The sequence below is a fragment of the Sutterella massiliensis genome, from assembly GCF_016899755.1.
GTDB lineage: Bacteria > Pseudomonadota > Gammaproteobacteria > Burkholderiales > Burkholderiaceae_F > Sutterella > Sutterella massiliensis.
In genome coordinates this window covers 26,302-45,914 of the sequence record NZ_JACJJC010000001.1, presented here as the reverse complement: position 1 = coordinate 45,914, position 19,613 = coordinate 26,302, and the positions used below count along the sequence as shown (strand labels likewise).

Below are 19,613 nucleotides of genomic sequence, written 5' to 3'. Positions count from 1 at the left end.
AGGGGAAAACGCATGGGTAAGCCCTCAGAGAGTCTTCGGGCGGACCGGCCGCGCGCCGGGATATGCCTCCGGGGCGTGATCGCGCTTACTGCGGGCGCCGCGTTTTCATGCGGGTTTCCGCCTGCAGACATGCCGCTTGTGGGCTTCGCAGCGCTTCTTGTACTCTTTGTGGGGGTCGCCTGCGCGACTTCGGCGCGCGGTGCCTTCGGCTTCGCCTTTCTTTTCGGGCTCGCCTGGTTCGTACCCGGTCTTGCCTGGACACTCGAATCTATGGTTCGGCACGGACACGTGCCGCAGGTGCTCGCTTGGGCGGGTTTGTTGGGACTTGGTGCTGTCTGCGCGTTTTTTGTCGCAGCAGCCGCGGCGGCCGCGAGGCGTCTGGTCGGTTGGGCGGCGAGTGACGCAGCTTCTCGTGCTGGTGTCCTCTACGCTTTCGCGGGTTTCTTCGCCGCGGGCGAATACCTGCGAGGTTGTGGGTTGGCGGATTTCGCGTGGCTCACGCCCGCCAATCTATTTGTCGCTCTTCCGTGGGCCGGTTGGGCGCCGATTGCGGGCGCCTACGGTCTCAATGCGGCAGTGTTCTTTTCTGCCGCTGCGGCGCTTGCGGCTTTTTCCGCACTTTATGCGCGCCGCATGCAGTCTGCGGCAGGACACTTCCTCGTTTTCTGCGCATTTCTTTCAGTTGGCGCTTTTGGACTCGGCCACGATTGGTCTCAGCCGGGCGAGAGGCTCAAGGTCGGCATGATTCAAGCCGATCTTCCTGTTGTCAACGCCTTCGTGAAGGCCGATCCAGCCGTGCGTGTCTCGGCCGCTGCCGAGCTGGTCGAACGCCTGCAAGCCGGCAGTGACAAGGTCGATCTCGTACTCACGGCCGAAGGGATTCTCTTAACCGACCTGCAGCGGCTTGGTGCGTCTACGCGTAACGAACTCGGGCGCTTGCTCACAAGCGCACAGGCGCCGGTGCTTTTTAACGGCTTTCGACGGCTCTCGCGCCAAGACTGGCGGAATACGTCATTTTACTTCGATCCGGCTGGCGAGCCGCAGCTTCTCTTCGTCGACAAGCGCAAACTCGTGCCTTTCGGGGAGTATGTGCCTGCGGGCTTCGAGTGGTTTGTCGATATGCTCGGCATTCCGCTCGGCGAACTACACCCCGGAGAGATGCAGCAGGAAGCGCCACGCATTCGTTCGACGACGCTTGGCATTCTCATCTGCTACGAAAATCTTGACGGAGAGGTGTTGAGAGCACTCTGGGGCGCCGGCCGAAATAAAGAGGCGACTGGTCCGGAACTGCTTGTCGTTACGTCGAATCTCGGGTGGTTCGGCAAGGCAGTTCGTTCGCAGCATCTGCGCATGACGCAGCTTCGTGCGCTCGAAGCAAGCCGGCCAGCCGCGAGCGTCTCCATGAACGGTCTTTCGGCGATGGTCGACGAGAAGGGGCGTATCACGGCTGTTGCGCCCGAGGAGGGCGCTGCGCTGCTCTCGGCCGAGGTGACCGTGCGCTCGGGGTGCCCCACGCCTTATGTGCGCTTTGGGGATATTCCCGCCATTATTTTGTCGCTTCTTGGCGCAGGGGCGGCTGTTGTGCTGTTTCGAGGCCGCCGCAATCGCGTTCGCCTTTGAGCGCTCTTAGCGCATGCGGCGCAATTCGATTCTTTGTCGATTCGGTCAAAAAAAGGCATATCGCCTCGGCGATATAATGCTCTCCTTATTTGTCTTCGGCATTGCGCGTGCCGAATTTCCATTCAATTTTCCGCGCCGCGCTTTGCGGTGCAGCAAGTCGACATGATTACCTTTCAGGAAGTCATCCTGCGCCTGCAGGAATACTGGAACCGCCAGGGCTGCGCGCTTTTGCAGCCTATCGACATGGAGGTCGGGGCGGGTACGTCTCACACTGCGACGTTCCTGCGCGCGCTTGGTCCTGAACCTTGGCGCGCTGCGTACGTTCAGCCCTCGCGTCGTCCGAAGGACGGCCGCTATGGCGAGAACCCGAACCGTTTGCACCAGCACCATCAGTTCCAGGTCGTGCTCAAGCCCGCACCCACGAACATCGTGGACCTTTATCTCGGTTCGCTCAAGGCGCTCGGCGTTGATGTGCTCGTCAACGACATTCGTTTCGTTGAGGACAACTGGGAAAATCCGACGCTCGGTGCCTGGGGTCTCGGCTGGGAAATTTGGATGAATGGCATGGAAGTGACGCAGTTTACGTACTTCCAGCAGGTTGGCGGTCTCGAATGCAAGCCGATCACGGGCGAAATCACGTATGGCCTTGAACGCCTCACGATGTACCTGCAGAACTGCGACAACGTCTTCGATCTCGTCTACACGACCTGGAAGGATCCCGACGGCAACGATCGCGTGCTGACCTATGGTGACGTCTTCCACCAGAACGAAGTCGAGCAGTCGATCTACAACTTTGAAGCAAGCGACTGCGACAAGCTGCTCAAGCAGTTCGACTACTTTGAAGCCGAAGCCAAGCGCCTCATGGAACTCAATCTGGCGATTCCTGCCTATGAAATGGTTCTCAAGGCCGGGCACACCTTCAATCTGCTCGATGCGCACGGCGCCATCTCTGTGACGGAACGTGCCGCATACATCGCCCGCATTCGCAATTTCTCCCGTTCGGTCGCTCAAAGCTATTACGACTCCCGCGAACGACTGGGCTTCCCGATGCTCAAGAAAGACGCTCAGTAAGCGAGGAGGACAACAAAAATGACGAATTTGCTCGTTGAACTGCAAACCGAAGAGCTGCCGCCCAAAGCGCTCAAAAGTCTTTCGGCCGCTTTTGCCGAAGGCGTCAAGAAGAGCCTTGCTGATCAGCACTTCCTCGCCGAAGATTCGCAGGTCGTCGCCTACGGTGCTCCGCGCCGCCTCGCGGTGCGCGTGACGAACGTGCTCGCGCGTAGTCCCGAGGAAGCCTATGCGCAGAAGCTTGTGCCGGTGCGCGTCGGTCTTGACGCCGAAGGCAAACCCACTGCCGCACTCACGAAGAAGATGGCTGCGCTCGGCATCTCGTGCGATGTTGCCGAACTCAAGCGCGTTCAGGACGGCAAGAACGAACAGCTCGTCTTCGAAGGTGTTCGTCCCGGCGTCGAATTGAAGGACGGCCTGCAGACGGCGCTCGAATACGCTGTCAAGCATCTGCCGATTCCGAAGGTCATGACCTACCAGCTCGCCGACGGCACCACGACGGTCTCCTTCGTGCGACCCGTTCGTCACCTTACGGCGCTCTACGGCGAAGATGTCGTGCCCGTTTCGCTCTTTGGCCTTGAGGCAGGCCGTGTGACGTCTGGTCACCGCTTCCATGCGACGGCGCCTGTTGAAATTGCGTCGGCTGATGCCTACGAAGACGCCATGAAGGCCGCCTATGTTGATCCGTGCTTTGCGCATCGCCGTGAAACGATCGTCAACGCGCTTCTTGAGCATGCCAAACAGCTCGACGCTGAGCCGATCATGCCCGAAGACCTGCTCGACGAAGTGACCGCGCTCACGGAGTGGCCCGTGATCTACGAAAGCCGCTTCGAGGAAGACTTCCTTACGGTTCCGCAGGAATGCCTCATCCTCACGATGCAGCTCAACCAGAAGTACTTTGCGCTTCGAGATCGCAGCGGCAAGCTGATGAACCGCTTCCTGCTTGTTTCGCAGCTCATTGCCAAGGACGGCGGCAAAGCCATTTCCGAAGGCAATGCTCGCGTTGTTCGCGCTCGTCTCGCCGACGCCAAGTTCTTCTACGAACAGGACCTGAAGGAAACGCTCGAGTCGCGCGTCGAAGGTCTCAAGCACGTTGTCTACCACAACAAGCTCGGCAGCCAGCTCGAACGCATGCACCGCGTTGAGGCTCTCTCGGGCCTGATCGCCCAAATGATCGGTGCGGACAAGGCGCATGCCGAACGCGCTTCTCGTCTGGCCAAGGCAGACCTTCGCACGCTCATGGTGGGCGAGTTCCCCGAATTGCAGGGCATCATGGGCGAATACTACGCTCGCCACGACCGGGAAGCCGACGACGTTGCGCTCGCTATTCGCGAGCACTATCAGCCGCGCTATGCGGGCGACGAGCTGCCGTCGGGGCCCGTGAGCCTTTCCGCGGCGCTGGCCGACAAGCTCGAGACCTTGATCGGCCTCTTCGGCATTAATCAGATGCCGACCGGTGAAAAGGATCCGTTTGCGTTGCGACGTCACGCGCTCGGTGTTCTTCGCATGTTGATCGAAAAGAAGCTCGACGTGACGCTCAATGCGCTGGTCGATGCGGCTTGGTCGGTTGAGCAGAATGTTGCTGGCGTTGTCGACAACCGCGAAGCGCTCCTCGGCTTCTTTGCCGATCGTCTGCGCGTCATGTTGCGCGATCAGGGCTATTCGGCTCAGGAAGTCGACGCCGTCCTCGCGCTGCGTCCGGGCCGCCTGCTCGAGCTGCCGCTTCGCCTCGCTGCGGTGCGCGCCTTTATGGCACTGCCCGAATCCGAGGCTCTCACGGCCGCCAACAAACGTATCGGCAATATTCTCAAGAAGGTCGAAGGTGAAATTGCGCAGGACGTCGATGCGGCGCTTCTTGTCGAGCCCGCCGAACAGGCCCTCTATGCGGCGCTCAGTACGATCGAGCCCGAAGTCGACACGCTTTATGCGGCGGGCGAATACGAAAAGATGCTCGCTGCGACGGCCAAGCTGCGTGCGCCCGTCGATGCGTTCTTCGAAGACGTGATGGTCAACGCCGAAGACTTGCGTTTGCGCGCTAATCGTCAGGCACTCCTCGGCAGACTCTACCGCGTCATGAACCGCATTGCGGAAATCTCGCGTCTTGCCAAGTAATCGCTGCGTTGCGGCACTTTGACGGGCGAGCGCCGAAGCGCCGACGCTTCGCCACAAGTGCCGACTGGTGATGACGGCCCGCTTCGAGGCATCTCGCAGCGGGCCTTCTTTTTTCGGAGACTTTTCAATGAATACGTTCAGAGGGTGGCTTTTTTATATTGCACTCGCCGTAACGATCATTTTCCTCACGCTCGTGCTTCTTATCGCCAAGCCTTTCATGTCGCTTAGAGCGCGCTACGAAAAGATCTGCAGGCCCTGGGCGAAGCTTTCGCTGCGATTCCTTAAATGGACCTGCGGGATCGATGTACGCAACATAGGTATGGAAAACATGCCAACCGACGGGCGCCCGCTCGTCGTGCTTGCCAAACATCAGTCGGCGTGGGACCCGTTCTGGCTTGGCGCCATGCTCGTTAATCCGCCGTGCTTCCTCTACAAGCGCTCGCTCAACAAGATTCCGGTCTTCGGCTGGGCGCTCTGGTCGATGGAAATGCTTGCGATTGACCGCTCCGCGGGGCGCACAGCCTTTGAAAACTTTATGCATCGTGGCCCCGAATTCCTGCGCCGCGGCTGGTGGATTACGCTGTTTCCCGAGGGTACGCGCGTGCCGCCTGGCGAGCGCGTTCGCTACAAGACTGGCGGCGCGCGCTTTGCTTGTTCGACAGGGACACCCATTCTGCCGATTGCACACAATGCGGGACTTTTCTGGCCGAAGAACAGCATCGCTAAAAAGGCAGGAACAATCACGGTTGAGGTGGGTCCGATCATTGAAACCGCCGGACGAGAGCCCCACGAGGTGACGCTCGAGGTCGAAGCTTGGATCGAAAGGACGACAGCGCGTCTCATTGACGAGGCGGTCGGCAGGAGCGCGTCCTGACACTCGGCGAGGCCTGCATGCATATGCTTCATTTTTTGGAGATTTTCAGCCGTCGGCGCAAACCTGTTGTGGCCGATTTGAGCGCTAAATTCCTGACGCTTCCCGCGGTGCTTCTGTCTGCCGGTGCCCGTCTTGAGGCCGGTCGAGAGTATGCCTTTTGGACCAATGTACCCGATATGGTGGTGCCCTGCCGAACGGTTACGATTGCGAGCGGGGAGCCGCTCGTCCGGTACGACGGGGAGCAGGAATGCATGCTGATCGGTATCCCTGCAGACAGAGAGATTCGAGCGAACGAAGTGACGGTTCCGATTGAAATGGCGCTATCGGCACTTCGTAGACGCGTTTCAAAAGGTGAGGTGTTCCCCAGGTTCTTTTGGGTCGTTCGAGAACAAAAGACGGACTTCATGTCGATGGGGCTCTACGACGAAGCGAATTTCGAGCTCATCATGCGGTTTTTCGGTGCGCGGCTCCGAAAAGGGGGACTCTTTTCGGCAGCCAACGACGGCGGGACAGCCAGCCACGCGAAAGCCCCCAATGAAAAACGTGCGGGCAAGCTGCAGTCGACTTCGTCCGAGCGAGCGCACTACGTTTTCGCAAGCGGGCGTAGCATCGATTACCAAATCGAGTATCGACGCAGCAGAAAGCGCTCGGCACTTGTTCTGCAACGAGGCGAACTGTTCGTGCGGCACCCGGTTCGTGCGTCCTTGCGTACGCCGACGGAGTCTTTTCTTGAAGCGAATGAGACGTGGATCTTCGCCAATATGGAAAAACAGCGTCGACGCTGCGAAAGCCATCGTGCCGAGTTCGATTTTCGAGACGGCGGTGGTGTGTATTTCCGTGGTGAAAGGGCGCGTTTGCGCTTAGGCGCCTCTCGTGCAGGCGTCAGGCGGCTCGAGTCCGACGAGGGATTCGGTTGGGAGGTGTCGCTCGCCACAGCGGTTTATGCTGACGAGGCGAGCGTTCGAGCCGAGCTTTGCGCACTCTATAGGCGCGAGGCAAAGCGGGTCCTAGACGAGCGTTTCCATGCAGTGGTTCCGCTCGCGCGTATCAAACCCAAGAGTACTTGGCAGATAAGTCGCGGTACTCGTACGCTCGGGACCTGTTCGCGCGGCGGCGATATACGTCTTTCGTGGCGACTGGTTTTGATGCCCGACGCACTGATCGATTACGTGGCAGCGCACGAGCTCGCGCACTTGGTCGAATTTAATCACTCTCGTCAATTCTGGTCGGAGCTCGAACGCATGATGCCCGACGCGAAAAAACGGCGACAGGCGCTGCGCGACTTTAATGCAATGCTCGTCGATGCGATCTGAGAAAAAAGGTCGGCCGAGCATAGAGCTCGGCCGAAGTCATTGAGCGTCGAGGCGATGGCTGTTCGTTAGAGCGCGTTGGTCTTGGCCTTGAGCGCTGCTGCGTTTGCCAAGCGCACGAAAGCGGACACGTCGAGCGCCTCGGCGCGTGCCCCGGGGTTGATGCCGACCGATTCAATATCGGCTTCGTCAAGAAACTTCGAGACGGCGTTGCGCAGGGTTTTTCTGCGCTGCTGGAACGCGGCTGCCACAACGAGCGAGAAGTAATGACTGTCGACAGACTCGAGCGCTTCGACGGGGCGCGGCTGCATGCGCACGATTGAGGAGACAACTTTCGGCGCAGGTACGAAAGCACCGGGCGGCACGTCAAAGAGCTTGTGCATCACGTAGCGGTACTGAAGCATGACAGAGAGTCGTCCGTATGTCTTCGAGCCCGGCTCGGCCGTCATGCGGTCGACGACCTCTCGCTGCAGCATGAAGTGCTGGTCGATCACGCGGTCGGCGACGGTCGTGAGCGCAAAAAGGAGCGGCGAGGAGATGTTGTAGGGGAGGTTGCCGAGGATGCGCAGGCGTCGTCCGGGAAGAACCGTCTGCCAATCGAGTGCGAGCGCATCGGCTTCGATGAGCGAAAGTTCGTCTTCAGAGAACTGCGTACGCAGGAATGCAGCAAGGTCTCTGTCAATTTCGACAGCGGTTTCATGTCCGGCCATAGCGATAACTTCGCGGGTTAGCGCCGCTTGGCCGGGGCCGATCTCGACGAGCGCGTCGCCCGGTTTCGGATCGATGGCGCGGGCGATGCGCTCGATCCAGTGGCGGTCGTGCAGGAAGTTTTGACCGAAACGTTTGCGGGCACGATGCCCTTCAAGCCATTCTTGTTTCACGCTTATGGGAGATGTCGTCGGCTCGGATAAAGCGCGAAGGCATGTTCCGGGCCGGAGTGTTGCGGGGTGCCCGCGGCAAGCGGGCGTTTCTGAGTTTGGCGCGTATCCTAACGCGACCGACGCATTGCGTGCGCGGCAAAGCCTGTGTTTTTACTGTGGGCTTGTTTGGCCTTAAAGAAAAGACTGCCGGCGTGAAGGCCGGCAGTCTTTTCGAATGATGCTGCTGCCCGTGGAGGCAGAGCAGCAGCACGCGTGGCTGCGATTAGCGCTGGCGCAGCGACGGCTCGCGGATATCGACGAAGGCTTCGTCGCGAAGTTCGCGCTGCCAGTTATAGGTGGCTTCAGCGAGCTTCTTCTGGCGCAGCGCCTGACGTGCGGCAATTCGCATGCGCTGCGGATTGCCTTCCTTTTCAGTGCGGCGTTCGAGCACTTGGATGATGTGGTAGCCGTAGTTGGTCTTGATCGGTTCAGAGACCTCACCCGGCTGCAGCGTGTTCATGGCTGCTTCGAATTCGGGCACGGTGTCGCCCGTCTGCAGCCAACCGAGGTCGCCGCCGCGTGTGGCGGTCGAGTCGACGGAGTTGAGGCGCGCCATTGCGGCAAAATCGGCCTGACCGCTTTCGACACGGCTCTTGATGTCGTGCAGACGACGCAGCACGTCGGCTTCCGGCGTGATGTCGCTCACGAACATCAGAATGTGACGGGCGTGCGTCTGGACGACGGGGCCGCCGGCGAGTTTGGCTTCAACGCCGTTGCGCTTTTCAACCAGCTTGAAGACGTGGAAGGCGTGCTGCGACTTTGCGACGTAGACGTTGCCCGAGGCGAGGTCGGACTTCATCGCGTCCCAGAATTCAATCGGTACATCGGGCTGCTTGCGCCAGCCGAGGTCGCCGCCCGAGAGGGCATCTTCCGAGCGCGAGTAACTTGCCACGAGCGTGGAAAAGTCCTCGCCTGCGCGCGCACGTTCGGCGACGCGCTCGGCTTCGGCCCGTACCTGATCCTCTTCAACGCCCGGGTCGATCGGCATCAGAATGTGCGAGATGCGGTACTCGGTAACGTCGCTGCCGGTAAAGCCGGCCTGTTCGGCGAGGTAGGCATCGACTTCGCTCTCGGGAATCTCAATCTTTTCGTCAACTTCACGCTCGCGCAGTCGCTGCGTCGTGATTTCGTCGCGAATTTCATTGCGGAAGGCCGCAAAGGTGACGCCGTCGGCTAGGAGGCGCTGGCGCAGTTCGTCGATCGTGAGGTTGTTCTGGCGCGCAATCTGTTCGATCGAAGCGTTCACCATTTGGTCGTCAACACGAATGCCAGTCTGACGGGCACGCTGCAAAATGGCTCGCTCGGTGATGAGTCGTTCGAGCACCTGAATGCGCAGCTGCTCCATGGGCGGCAGCTGAATGTTCTGACGGCGCAGGTTGATCGCAACCGTGTGCACGCGCTGCTCGAGTTCGTGCTCGGTGATGATGTCGTTGTTGACAACAGCGATGATTCGGTCGAGGTCGATTTCGTTGTTGGGCGCGGCAGTCTCGGTTTCGGCAGCAGGCTGCGGGGCGGCGTCAGCCGGCAGCGCATAAGCCGGCTGCACGGACTGCGCGCCGTCCATGATCGAGGCGCCGTGGGCGGCAAAGGCCGTCAGGGCGGAAGCCGCAACAACGGCGGCGCGAATCGACGTTAACAAGGCTTTATTCATAGTAGTCGTACGGGCTCGAAGAGAGCGGCAGATTTTCTCGCGTCTGATAGCCGCGGATGTTGCGGCGAAGTTCTGTGAGCGGACTAGTGCCAATGCTACCCAAGCCGTTGAGCTCAAGCTGTAAAAAGAAGTTGGATTCTTCTTCGTTGGATGCCGTGACATAGCGTTGTGCAGCAAAGCGCAGCGTCCAGCAGTCATGCAAGTATTCGACGCCGCCGATTACTTCGATCGGCTTGTGCGTGTATAGCGAATAGTTGTAGCGGAAGACGCCGTAGAGACGTTCGGTGATCGGCCACTGGACTGCGAGGTCGATCTGCTTGATGTTGTCGTCAAGGATAGTATCGGAGTAGTTGTAGCGGTAGTAGAGGCCGAGGAACGACATCGGGCGCGGCTGCCAGGCAACGCCCGCATTCATCTTAACGAGACGGCTCTGCGAAGAGGAATACTGCATCGTCACGTCGGACGTGACGTTGCGCGCCAGGCGCGCGCCCACGCTCGCGAGGAGGTCGCTGCGCACGTCCGTACGCAGCCCGGAACTGTAGTTGTCCGAGTAGTACTCCTTGTCTTCGGGCGCGTACAGGAACTCGACGTTCTGATCCGAGAAGTACTGACGCTGACCGATGCTCGCGCGGAAGAGTTCGAGACCGCTCGACTTGTCGATGTAGCGCGTCGAGAGAACAGTCGTCAGCTGATTGGCCTGCGAGACGCGGTCGTAGCCGGCGAACTGGTTTTCCGTAAAGAGCGTCGCGAAGTTGAGGTCCGCGATGGTGGTGTCGAAAATCGGGATATCGCGCTGATCGCGGTAGGGCGAGTAGGCGTAGTAAATGCGCGGCTCGAGCGTCTGGAAGGCATCACGGCCAAACCAGCTCGAATCGCGTTCAAACACAAGCCCCGCATCGAGACTGAAAATCGGGGATACGCGGCTCGGATTTTTTTCCGTGAAGCTTTGGCCACGCGACATATCTTCGAGTTCGTACCAAGTTCCGATCAGCTGTCCTTTCGGGACCACGAACCAGCCCGCGCCGCGAAGCGGATAGGAAACGGACTGATCGAACACGAAGCGCGAGGCGCCGATGCGTTCGCGATGCTTGAACTTCGTCGCTTCGAGCGTGGTGGCAAGCTCAAACCCGTAGAAATCGGCTGCGTATCCGTTCAGCGTGATCTGCGGCACGCGTTCGTAAGGCTCAACGACATCGTCATCATCGATCTTGAGCGTCTGGTTCTTCGTGACGCGGATGCCGCCGTTCCAATAAGTGTCGGTCCACGTGAGGTTGTAGTCCTGCGGCAGCACCGCTTCGGACGATTCTCGGATATTGCCCGAAAAGTCCGAAATGTAGTCGTCGTCCGAAACACGGTTGTAATCAATATCGAACGCAAGCTTGTCGCGCTGATAGTGCGTCTCGACGCGCATGCCGTAGCGGCTTTCGTTCGTTTCGCGGTCGTCGGGCATCCAGTCGAGGTTGATCTGCCCTTCGAAGTTGTAGTACTTCAGGCGCGCCTCGTTGCCGAGCATCAGACCGCGTTTGGTCATGATGCGGGGTGTGAGCGTGTAGTCGTAGTTGGGCGCGAGGTTGAAGTAGTAGGGGATCGAGAAATCCACACCGCGCGTCGAGCTCATGCCGTAGGTCGGCGTGAGAAAGCCAGAGCGGCGTTCATTGCTGATCGGGAAGGCGAACCAGGGCGAGCCGAAAATCGGTACGCCCATGAAGTGCAGGCTCGCGCCCGTACCCGAAGCGGACTGGTCGTACTCGTCGACCTCGAGTTCGTCGAGCTTGATGAACCAAGCTTCGTCGTCTCGCTTGCAGGTCGTAATTGTCACGTCCTCGAACGAGGTGTGGTCGCCCGAGAGAAACTTCACGTTTCGGGCACACCCGCGAATATTGCGCGGTGCGTATTCATACTCGGCATCGGGCATTTCGCCTGAGCGCGAAGTGATGCGAAAGCTCATCGAGGGGCCCGTGAAGCTCGCGCCTTCGCGCGAAATTCGGGCGTTACCCGTCGCCGTGACCTCGTCGGTCGCCTGAACGTAAGTAATTTGATCGGCGCGCAAAACCGAGCCGCCGCGGCGGATTTCGGCGTTGCCGTACAAGTTGAGCTCGTCCTCGGGGTTGCCTTCAATTCGGTCGGCGGAAACGAAGCTGGCGGCATCGTTGCTGCCGGTAGCCCGTTGAGGTTCGAGCTTCATGACAGAGTCGAGCTTGACTTTGACCGCATCTGCGGCGGTCGCGCTCGTTGAGGCGGACATCGACGCAGCGGCGCAGGCTACGCAGAGCGCGATGGCTCGAACGGCAGGCTGAGACATACGAAGGCGAGAAATGGACTGACAGCCCGTGCGAGCGGACTTTAGAATGATGGGCTTTAGATTTTCGTCGAAATTTCACCCGCAAAACGGGCGGGCAATTCGACAGCGTCACGATTTTATCAGCTGAGCGTGAAGACCGCGGCTCGAGCGCATGTGGGCTTTCGAAGCCCCCAAAAGCCGCTTGCTTCGCGCTCGGTCCGATTTTGAGCGGAAGGATCCTTGAGCATGAGCACCAGAGATGCGGCCTTACACGCGTGGCTTGCCGGCCTCGCCCCCGAATTCGGTTTTGAGCCCGAAACGCTTGAAGCCGCCAGCGCCGATGCGAGTTTTCGCCGCTATTTCCGCGTTCGCTCGGAGAAAAGCAGTTTCATCGTGATGGATGCGCCGCCCGAGCACGAAAACAATCCGCAGTACGTTCGCGTGGCCAAATTGATGGAAAAAGCGGGCCTCAACGTGCCGAAGATCCTCGCGGCAGATCTCGAGCAAGGGTTCCTTCTCATTACGGATCTTGGACGCGAAACTTACCTCGATGTTCTCAACGAGGAAAACGCCTTCCGACTGATGGATGCAGCGACGACTGCACTCGTGAAGTGGCAGGCGGCCTCTGCTCCCGGCATTCTGCCGCCCTATGACGAGGCGGTTTTGCGACGCGAAATTGAACTCTTTCCAGAGTGGTATGTCAAGCGCCACTGTGGCGTCGAATGGGATGAAAAGCATCGCGCCTGGTGGGAGATGAGCGTCAAAGCCATTTTACGCAGCAACCTCAATGAGCAGCAGGTCTTCGTTCACCGCGACTTTATGCCGCGCAACCTCATGGTGAGCGATCCGATGCCGGGTGTGATCGACTTTCAGGATGCGCTCTACGGTCCGGTGAGCTACGACATCGCGTCGCTCATGCGCGACGCGTTCATCAGCTGGAACGAATCGTTCGTGCTCGACGTTTCCATTCGCTACTGGGAAAAGGCGCGCCGGGCTGGCGTACCCGTGCCGGCGGACTTCGGCGTTTTCTATCGAGACATTGAGTTTATGGGGCTGCAGCGACACTTGAAGGTACTCGGCATTTTTGCGCGCATCCGCTATCGCGACGGCAAGCCGAAGTACCTCGAGGATGCGCCTCGCTTTATTAATTACGTGCGTCAGACGGCGGGCCGCTATGCGGAGCTTTCGCCGCTGCGCCGCCTCATCGACGAACTCGCTGGCGTCGAAGAAAAAACGGGTTACACCTTCTGAGAAGGTCGGCAGCGCCCATGAGAGCACTCGTTTTATGTGCGGGCGCAGGTACGCGCCTGCGTCCGCTCACGCAGATTATGCCCAAGCCGCTCGTTGAAGTGGGCGGCGTGCCGATGGCCGTGCGTCAGATACGAGCGCTTGCGCGCGCGGGCGTCGACGGCTTCGTTGTCAATGCAGCTACAGGCGCCGCGCACCTCATGGGGGTGCTCGGCGACGAGGCGCGCTGGGGCCAGCGCGTTCATTTCTCGGTTGAGGGTCAAACTGCCGCCGAGGCGCTTGAAACGCGCGGCGGCATCGTTCGGGCGCTGCCCGTTCTCACGCAAGCTTGCGACGCCTTCATTGTCGCAGCTGGCGACATCGTGACGGATTACGACTACGCCAAGCTCGTTGCTGTCGGGCGCACGCTCTCTGCCGAGGGTACGCTCGCGCATCTTGTCCTCGTCGACAATCCCGTCTATCACCCGAGCGGCGATTTTGCGCTCGCGCCCGACGGCCGAATTGTGCTCGAAGGCGAGAAGCTTACGTTTGCGGCCTTCGGCGTTTACCACAAGGCGCTTTTCGAGGGTGTTAAAGACGGACGTGCGGCGCTGTTTCCCTGGCTGCTGGATTTTATTCGGGTCGGACGCGTAACGGGCGAACACTATCGGGGCCGCTGGGCCAATGTTGGCTCCCTCGAAGAGCTTGAGCGCGCAGAGCGGCTTTTCGGCAACTCGGCCGACGGGAAGGAACGATGAGGCTTGGCACGCACGAGATCGCGCCCGCGCTCATGCTCGCGCCCATGGCCGGAATTACCGATCTGCCTTTCAGAACGATTTGCCGCGAATTCGGCGCCGCTTATGCGGTCGCGGAAATGACAGCTTCGCGCGCCGACTTGCGTGCCAAAGCTAAGAGCCTTACGCGCTGGGTGGAACAAGAAGAGGCGGGACTGCGCGTCGTGCAGCTTTTGGGCGCGGATCCGATCGTCATGGCCGATGCAGCAAAAGCGGCGGCCGATGCGGGCGCAGATGTCGTTGACATCAACATGGGGTGCCCAGCCAAAAAGGTGCTTTCCACCGCCTGCGGCAGCGCACTTTTGCGCGACGAACCTCTCGTTGCGCGCATTCTTGAGGCTGTCTGCGGCGCGGTCGAAATTCCCGTTACGCTCAAAATCCGAACGGGCTGGTCGGAGGCGGAAAAGAATGCGCTTCGCATTGCCGCGCTCGCTGAATCGAGCGGCATTGCGATGCTTGTCATTCACGGGCGCACGCGTGAGCAAGGTTTTCGAGGCGAAGCCGAATACGAAACGATTCGGGCCGTTAAGGCGAGCGTTCGCATCCCTGTTATCGCTAACGGTGATATCGACAGCGCTGCAAAGGCGCGGCGCGTGCTAGCGCAAACAGGGGCCGACGGCGTCATGATCGGGCGTGCCGCGCTAGGTCGTCCGTGGATCTTTGCCGAGGTCTCGCAGGCGATGGGGGGTGAGATGGCTGCGACCGCTTTGACGCTCGACATCATTCGAGCAACCGTTCGGCGTCACATGCGGCTTCATTTCGACTACTATGAGGGCCGTCGCGGAGCGGCCTCGATCCGCAAGCATCTCGCATACTATCTGCGGGCCTTGCCGGATCCGAAAGAATTGCTCCCGAAGCTCCTCCGCGAAAGCGATCCGAAGCAGCTGACCGACCTCGTTGAAGCCTTCTTCGAGGCGGCTCGCCTTCCCTCCACTTCACGAATAGAAGAGCTGAACGTTTGAAGCGAATGCACAAAACGCACCCCGACCTTCCTCAGCCGCCCACGGACGCACCGCAAGCGCCTGCGTCCGATCTTCAGCGCGGGCGCAACGACCTCGAGGAGGTTCTAATTCGCCAGCTCGATCAGTATTTCGCACAGCTCGAAGGGCGTGAGCCCCATCCGCTCTACGAGCTCGTTCTCCATGCCGTAGAGAGACCCCTGCTCCTCTATGTCATGTCGAGATGCCGCAGTAACCAATGTGCGGCCGCTGACCTATTGGGTATTAACCGAAACACGCTCCGCAAGAAGCTCGCCGAGCACGGTCTGCTTCAAAGCAGAGCGAACAAATGAGGACTAGAGACATGCGCAAGCAAGCACTTTTGAGCGTCTCCGACAAGAGCGGCATCGTCGCGTTCGCACGCGAGCTCGTTGCCTTGGGTTATCACATTCTTTCGACTGGTGGCACCGCCAAACTCCTCGCGCAGGAAGGCATTGAAGTTCAGGAAGTCGCCGACTACACGGGCTTCCCCGAAATGCTCGACGGTCGCGTCAAGACGCTCAATCCGAAGATCCACGCCGGGATTCTTGCCCGTCGTCCCGATCCCGAACATATGAAGGCGCTTGCTGATCACGAAATCGATCCGATCGATATCGTCGTCGTGAATCTCTACCCGTTCGAGCAGACGATCGCCAAGCCCGACTGCACGTTTGAAGACGCGATTGAGAATATCGATATCGGCGGCCCGACGATGATTCGTGCGGCTGCAAAGAACCACGAGTCGGTCGCCGTCGTCGTCGATCCGGCCGACTACGAGCTCGTTGCTGAAGAAATCCGCGCCGAAGGCGCCGTGAGTGCCAAGACGCGCTTCGAACTCGCCAAGAAGGTGTTTGCTCATACTGCTCGGTACGACGCGATGATCACGAACTACCTCACGAGCCTTGATGAAGAACAGAAGCCCGGCCGCTTCCCGGCCGTCTTCACGCGCCAGTGGGAAAAGGTACAGGATCTGCGCTACGGTGAAAATCCCCATCAGCAGGCCGCCTTCTACCGTGAAGTGAATGTGGCACCCGGTCTGCTGGCGGGCTACGAACAGCTTCAGGGTAAGGAACTCTCGTACAACAACATCGCTGACAGCGATGCGGCTTGGGAATGCGCCCGCTCCTTCAAGGAGCCGTGCTGCGTCATTATCAAGCACGCCAACCCCTGCGGTGTCGCTGTTGGCGCCGACTCGGCTGAAGCCTACGCCAAGGCCTTTAAGACCGACAGCAAGTCCGCCTTCGGCGGCATCATCGCCTTCAACCGCATTGTGACGCGTGAATGCGCCGAACTCGTCGCGCACCAGTTTGCCGAAGTGATCATCGCGCCCGAATTTGCCGAAGGTGCTATGGAAATCTTCTCGCAGAAGAAGAACCTGCGTCTGCTCAAGATGGCTGCGGGCGAAGCGGCCAACGACTTCGACTTCAAGCGCGTCGGCGGCGGTCTCCTTGTTCAGACCCCCGATACGCAGCTTTGTGCCGAAGATGCGCTCAAGTGCGTTACGGAACGCGTGCCGACCGAGTCGCAGCTGAAGGATCTCATGTTCGCTTGGAACGTTGCGCGCTTCGTGAAGTCGAACACGATTGTTTACGTCCGTGATGGCATGACGCTGGGTGTGGGTGCCGGCCAGATGAGCCGCGTTGACTCCGCTCGCATCGCAGCGATGAAGGCTGAAGAGGCCGGTCTCTCGCTCGAGGGTTCGGTTGCCGCTTCGGATGCCTTCTTCCCGTTCCGCGACGGTCTTGACGTGATTGTTGATGCCGGTGCGGTTGCCGTCATCCAGCCGGGCGGTTCGATCCGCGATCAGGAAGTGATCGATGCGGCCAACGAACGCAACGTCGCGATGGTTCTCACGGGCGAGCGTCACTTCCGCCACTAACGCAGGCAAACGTTGCTAATTGCTTCTCCCGAGTCCCTCTCGGACACGGGAGAAGCTTCATCGCTTATAGTGATGCGATGGAGAGGAGGAGCGTCCGGGAATCCACAGCTTGTCCGGGCGCTCTTTTTGACTCTCGAAAAACAAGCTGGAGAAGCATCGTGAAGCAATCTCTTGAAGCGCCCGCCCTTACTCGCCGCACGCTGCTCGGTGCAGGGCTTACCCTCGGCGCTTTCGCTGCGTGTCCGGCACTTGCCGAACTGCGCATTGAAATTACCGGTGTCGGCGCCAATCAGCTGCCGATTGCCATCCGTCCGTTCCAGGGGACGAGCGGTGCGCCCGCCGACATTGCGAAGATCATTGGCGACGACTTGTTGCGCTCGGGTGCATTTCGCCTCGTTGAGGTCGGTGGCGAAAATCCGCAGGAAAATCTGACTGCACCCGAAGGACTGGCCGACGCCGCGCAAAAAGGGGCTTCGATCTACGTGATCGGTTCCGTGACGCCGCTCGGCGGCAAGCGCTGGGACGTGCGCTGCATCGTCTATGACACCGTAACGGGGCAGGCCGTCGATTCGGTTGGGTATACGCCGAGCGAGGAGCACATCCGCATGGCAGCGCACAGATGCGCCGACCGCGTTTATACGCGCTTGACGGGTGAAGGTCCCATGTTCGCTTCTCAGCTCGCTTACGTTGCGCAGCTTGGCGCTCGCCGCTATGAACTTATTGTGTCGGACTCTGACGGCGAAATGCCGCAAAAGGCGCTCGTTTCGAACGAACCGATCATTTCGCCCGTTTGGTCGCCCGACGGGCGTAAGCTCGCGTACGTGAGCTTTGAAAACAAGAAGCCGATCGTTTATTTGCACGACCTAGCGCGCGGTGTTCGTACGCCCGTTGCTGCCTTTAAGGGCAACAATTCTGCGCCAGCCTTCAGCCCGGACGGTACGAAACTTGCGGTGGCGCTTTCGCGTGACGGCTTGACGCAGATCTATCTCATCAACTCGGATGGCACGGGACTGCGTCGCTTCACGCGCAGCTACGGCATCGACACCGAGCCGACGTTTACTCGCGACGGGCAGTGGATTTACTTTACGAGCGATCGCGGCGGTACGCCGCAGATCTACCGTCAGCGTGTCGCGGGCGGCGGCGCCGAGCGCGTTACGTTTGGTTCGAATTACGCGATCAGCCCTGCGGTTAACCATGATGGCACGAAGCTTGCCTACATTTCGCGAATCGAAAGCAAGTTCCGCGTCGCGGTGATGGATCTTGCCACCGGGCAGGATCTTCTTGTCACGACGACGGAGCGCGACGAGTCGCCGTCGTTTGCGCCGAACGGCCGTTTCCTCGTTTATGCGACCGAAGAAAACGGTCGCGGCGTTCTGGGCACCTGTTCTGCCGATGCACGTCTGAGTACGCGCCTGACGGGCGAGGGCAACATTCGAGAACCCGCTTGGGGGCCGATTCTTCAGGACGCTGCAGTGAATCAACAATAAAGGAGCATTTGAAATGACTTTTCCCTTCAAGGCTGCGCTTGCTGCAGCGCTTGCCGCTGCCGTTCTGAGCGGCTGCTCGTCGGTTTCGCTTGATGAGTCGGCCAAAGAGGGTACGCTTGCCGGCCAGACTGTCGAGACGCCGAAAGATCCTTTCACCGATCCGAATAATCCGCTTTCGCACCGCTCGATCTACTTTGCGTTCGACTCCTATGATGTGTCGCCCGAGTACGCTGCGATCGTCGAAGCGCACGCCAAGTGGCTTGTTGCGCATCCCGACGTCTCGATCGTGATTCAGGGCAATACGGACGAACGCGGCGGTCGCGAGTACAACCTCGCGCTCGGTCAGAAGCGTTCGGAAGCCGTCAAGCAGCGTATGCAGCTTCTCGGCGTGCCTGCCGCGCGCATTGAGGCTGTTTCCTTCGGCAAAGAAAAACCCGTTGCAACCGGTTCGACCGAAGAGGCTTGGGCGCAGAACCGTCGCGCTGACATCGTGTATCCGCAGCAGTATGCGGCCGAAACGGCTGCTCCCGCTGCTGCTGAATCCGCTGCGCAGTAACCGACTTTTATCCAGTCTTCTGGCGAGGCCGCAGGTTGCCGGATGAGGCTGCCGGCGGCCTTTCTATTGAGAAATCCAATGAAGTTTCGTTCCAGTCTTTGCCTGCGCCGCACTGCTGCGGCCCTAGCCGCACTCTCGATTGCGGGGTCGGCATTCGCGTTTGCCGATGACGACGCGCGCCGCGCGATTCTCGATCTGCGCGAAACCGTCAAGGCGATTCAAGCCGATCTGAGCGTCTCGAAGAACGCGCAGATGCAGCTCATGACGGAAATCAACCGTCTCAAGGAGCAGAATCGACATCTGACAGGGCAGGTTGAGGAGCTCTACAACGCGCTAGAAATGGAAAAGCGCTCGACGCGCGACCTCTTCGGTTCGCTCGACTCGCGCGTGGAGGCTTTTGAGCCGCAGACGGTTGTCATCAACGGTGAGAGTGTGACGGTTGATCCGAAGGAAAAGCAGGCTTTTGACGAAGCGGTGCTTCACCTGCAGGACCGTCAGTACAAGCAGGCCGAAAACGGTTTCAAGCGCTTTGCGGCAGAGTGGCCGAAGTCACCCTATCGTCCGGATGCTCTCTTCTGGTGGGGGACGGCAGCCTTTGCGCTCGAGCACTATAAGACGGTGATCTCGACGCAAAACCAGTTGTTGCGCGAGTATCCAAAAAATCCGCGAGCGGCCGATGCAATGCTCCTTGTCGGTTCCGCGCAGGCTGCTTCCGGGAATCTGAAGGCTGCGCGCGCAACCTTCCAGAAGGTGCAGAAGACCTATCCGGACTCCGAGGCGGCCGTCACGGCCAAGGCGCGTCTGGCTTCGCTCGGGAAATAAATTTTCCCGCTGCCCGTTCCTAAAGGGCGTGCATT

General features: G+C 59.7%; 16 protein-coding genes. 13 read left to right on the top strand and 3 right to left on the bottom strand.

Annotation, left to right across the window (positions count from 1 at the left end; translation table 11 throughout):
- Positions 1–12 precede the first annotated feature (12 nt).
- The 5 genes from lnt (at position 13) to H6A60_RS00175 (ending at position 6,987) form a co-directional block, all read left to right on the top strand.
- Positions 13–1,620, top strand: coding sequence for an apolipoprotein N-acyltransferase (lnt, locus tag H6A60_RS00195; RefSeq protein ID WP_205101331.1), 1,608 nt, complete (start codon positions 13–15; stop codon positions 1,618–1,620).
- 162 nt (positions 1,621–1,782) lie between these two features.
- Positions 1,783–2,691, top strand: coding sequence for a glycine--tRNA ligase subunit alpha (glyQ, locus tag H6A60_RS00190; RefSeq protein ID WP_205101330.1), 909 nt, complete (start codon positions 1,783–1,785; stop codon positions 2,689–2,691).
- Between the two features lie 18 nt (positions 2,692–2,709).
- Complete coding sequence (gene glyS, locus H6A60_RS00185) at positions 2,710–4,800, top strand: glycine--tRNA ligase subunit beta (protein WP_205101329.1); 2,091 nt, start codon at positions 2,710–2,712, stop codon at positions 4,798–4,800.
- 127 nt (positions 4,801–4,927) lie between these two features.
- On the top strand, positions 4,928–5,674 hold the full coding sequence (locus tag H6A60_RS00180) for a lysophospholipid acyltransferase family protein (protein ID WP_205101328.1): 747 nt from the start codon (positions 4,928–4,930) through the stop codon (positions 5,672–5,674).
- Positions 5,675–5,697: 23 nt separating this feature from the next.
- Positions 5,698–6,987: a M48 family metallopeptidase gene (locus H6A60_RS00175; RefSeq protein WP_205101327.1), complete on the top strand. Its 1,290-nt coding sequence runs from the start codon at positions 5,698–5,700 to the stop codon at positions 6,985–6,987.
- 65 nt (positions 6,988–7,052) lie between these two features.
- On the opposite strand, the gene rsmA is transcribed toward H6A60_RS00175, so the two are convergent.
- The 3 genes from rsmA to H6A60_RS00160 form a co-directional block, all read right to left on the bottom strand.
- Positions 7,053–7,865: a 16S rRNA (adenine(1518)-N(6)/adenine(1519)-N(6))-dimethyltransferase RsmA gene (gene rsmA / locus H6A60_RS00170; protein WP_205101326.1), complete on the bottom strand. Its 813-nt coding sequence runs from the start codon at positions 7,863–7,865 to the stop codon at positions 7,053–7,055.
- 262 nt (positions 7,866–8,127) lie between these two features.
- Positions 8,128–9,555 (bottom strand): peptidylprolyl isomerase, encoded by a 1,428-nt coding sequence (locus H6A60_RS00165; RefSeq protein WP_239477485.1) that lies wholly within the window; start codon positions 9,553–9,555, stop codon positions 8,128–8,130.
- Positions 9,548–11,857: an LPS-assembly protein LptD gene (locus tag H6A60_RS00160; protein WP_205101325.1), complete on the bottom strand. Its 2,310-nt coding sequence runs from the start codon at positions 11,855–11,857 to the stop codon at positions 9,548–9,550. Before H6A60_RS00160 ends, H6A60_RS00165 begins: the two co-directional genes overlap by 8 nt.
- A 225-nt stretch (positions 11,858–12,082) precedes the next feature.
- On the opposite strand from H6A60_RS00160, the gene H6A60_RS00155 reads away from it, so the two are divergent.
- From H6A60_RS00155 to ybgF, 8 genes are all read left to right on the top strand, one after another.
- Positions 12,083–13,087: an aminoglycoside phosphotransferase family protein gene (locus H6A60_RS00155; protein ID WP_205101324.1), complete on the top strand. Its 1,005-nt coding sequence runs from the start codon at positions 12,083–12,085 to the stop codon at positions 13,085–13,087.
- 17 nt (positions 13,088–13,104) lie between these two features.
- Positions 13,105–13,821, top strand: a complete 717-nt coding sequence (locus H6A60_RS00150; RefSeq protein WP_205101323.1) for a nucleotidyltransferase family protein — start codon at positions 13,105–13,107, stop codon at positions 13,819–13,821.
- On the top strand, positions 13,818–14,819 hold the full coding sequence (dusB, locus tag H6A60_RS00145) for a tRNA dihydrouridine synthase DusB (RefSeq protein ID WP_205101322.1): 1,002 nt from the start codon (positions 13,818–13,820) through the stop codon (positions 14,817–14,819). The genes H6A60_RS00150 and dusB overlap by 4 nt, the downstream gene beginning before the upstream one ends.
- 107 nt (positions 14,820–14,926) lie before the next feature.
- A complete protein-coding gene (locus H6A60_RS00140; protein ID WP_338054822.1) occupies positions 14,927–15,148 on the top strand; it encodes a helix-turn-helix domain-containing protein in 222 nt (73 codons plus the stop codon).
- Positions 15,149–15,159: 11 nt separating this feature from the next.
- Positions 15,160–16,713 carry a bifunctional phosphoribosylaminoimidazolecarboxamide formyltransferase/IMP cyclohydrolase gene (purH, locus tag H6A60_RS00135; protein WP_205101320.1) on the top strand — a complete coding sequence of 518 codons (1,554 nt, stop codon included), beginning with the start codon at positions 15,160–15,162 and terminating at the stop codon, positions 16,711–16,713.
- A 158-nt stretch (positions 16,714–16,871) separates the two neighbouring features.
- Positions 16,872–18,200: a Tol-Pal system beta propeller repeat protein TolB gene (tolB, locus tag H6A60_RS00130; protein ID WP_439145062.1), complete on the top strand. Its 1,329-nt coding sequence runs from the start codon at positions 16,872–16,874 to the stop codon at positions 18,198–18,200.
- 13 nt (positions 18,201–18,213) lie between these two features.
- Positions 18,214–18,756, top strand: coding sequence for a peptidoglycan-associated lipoprotein Pal (pal, locus tag H6A60_RS00125; RefSeq protein WP_205101318.1), 543 nt, complete (start codon positions 18,214–18,216; stop codon positions 18,754–18,756).
- A 78-nt stretch (positions 18,757–18,834) separates the two neighbouring features.
- Complete coding sequence (ybgF, locus tag H6A60_RS00120; protein ID WP_205101317.1) at positions 18,835–19,578, top strand: tol-pal system protein YbgF; 744 nt, start codon at positions 18,835–18,837, stop codon at positions 19,576–19,578.
- Positions 19,579–19,613: the final 35 nt, after the last annotated feature.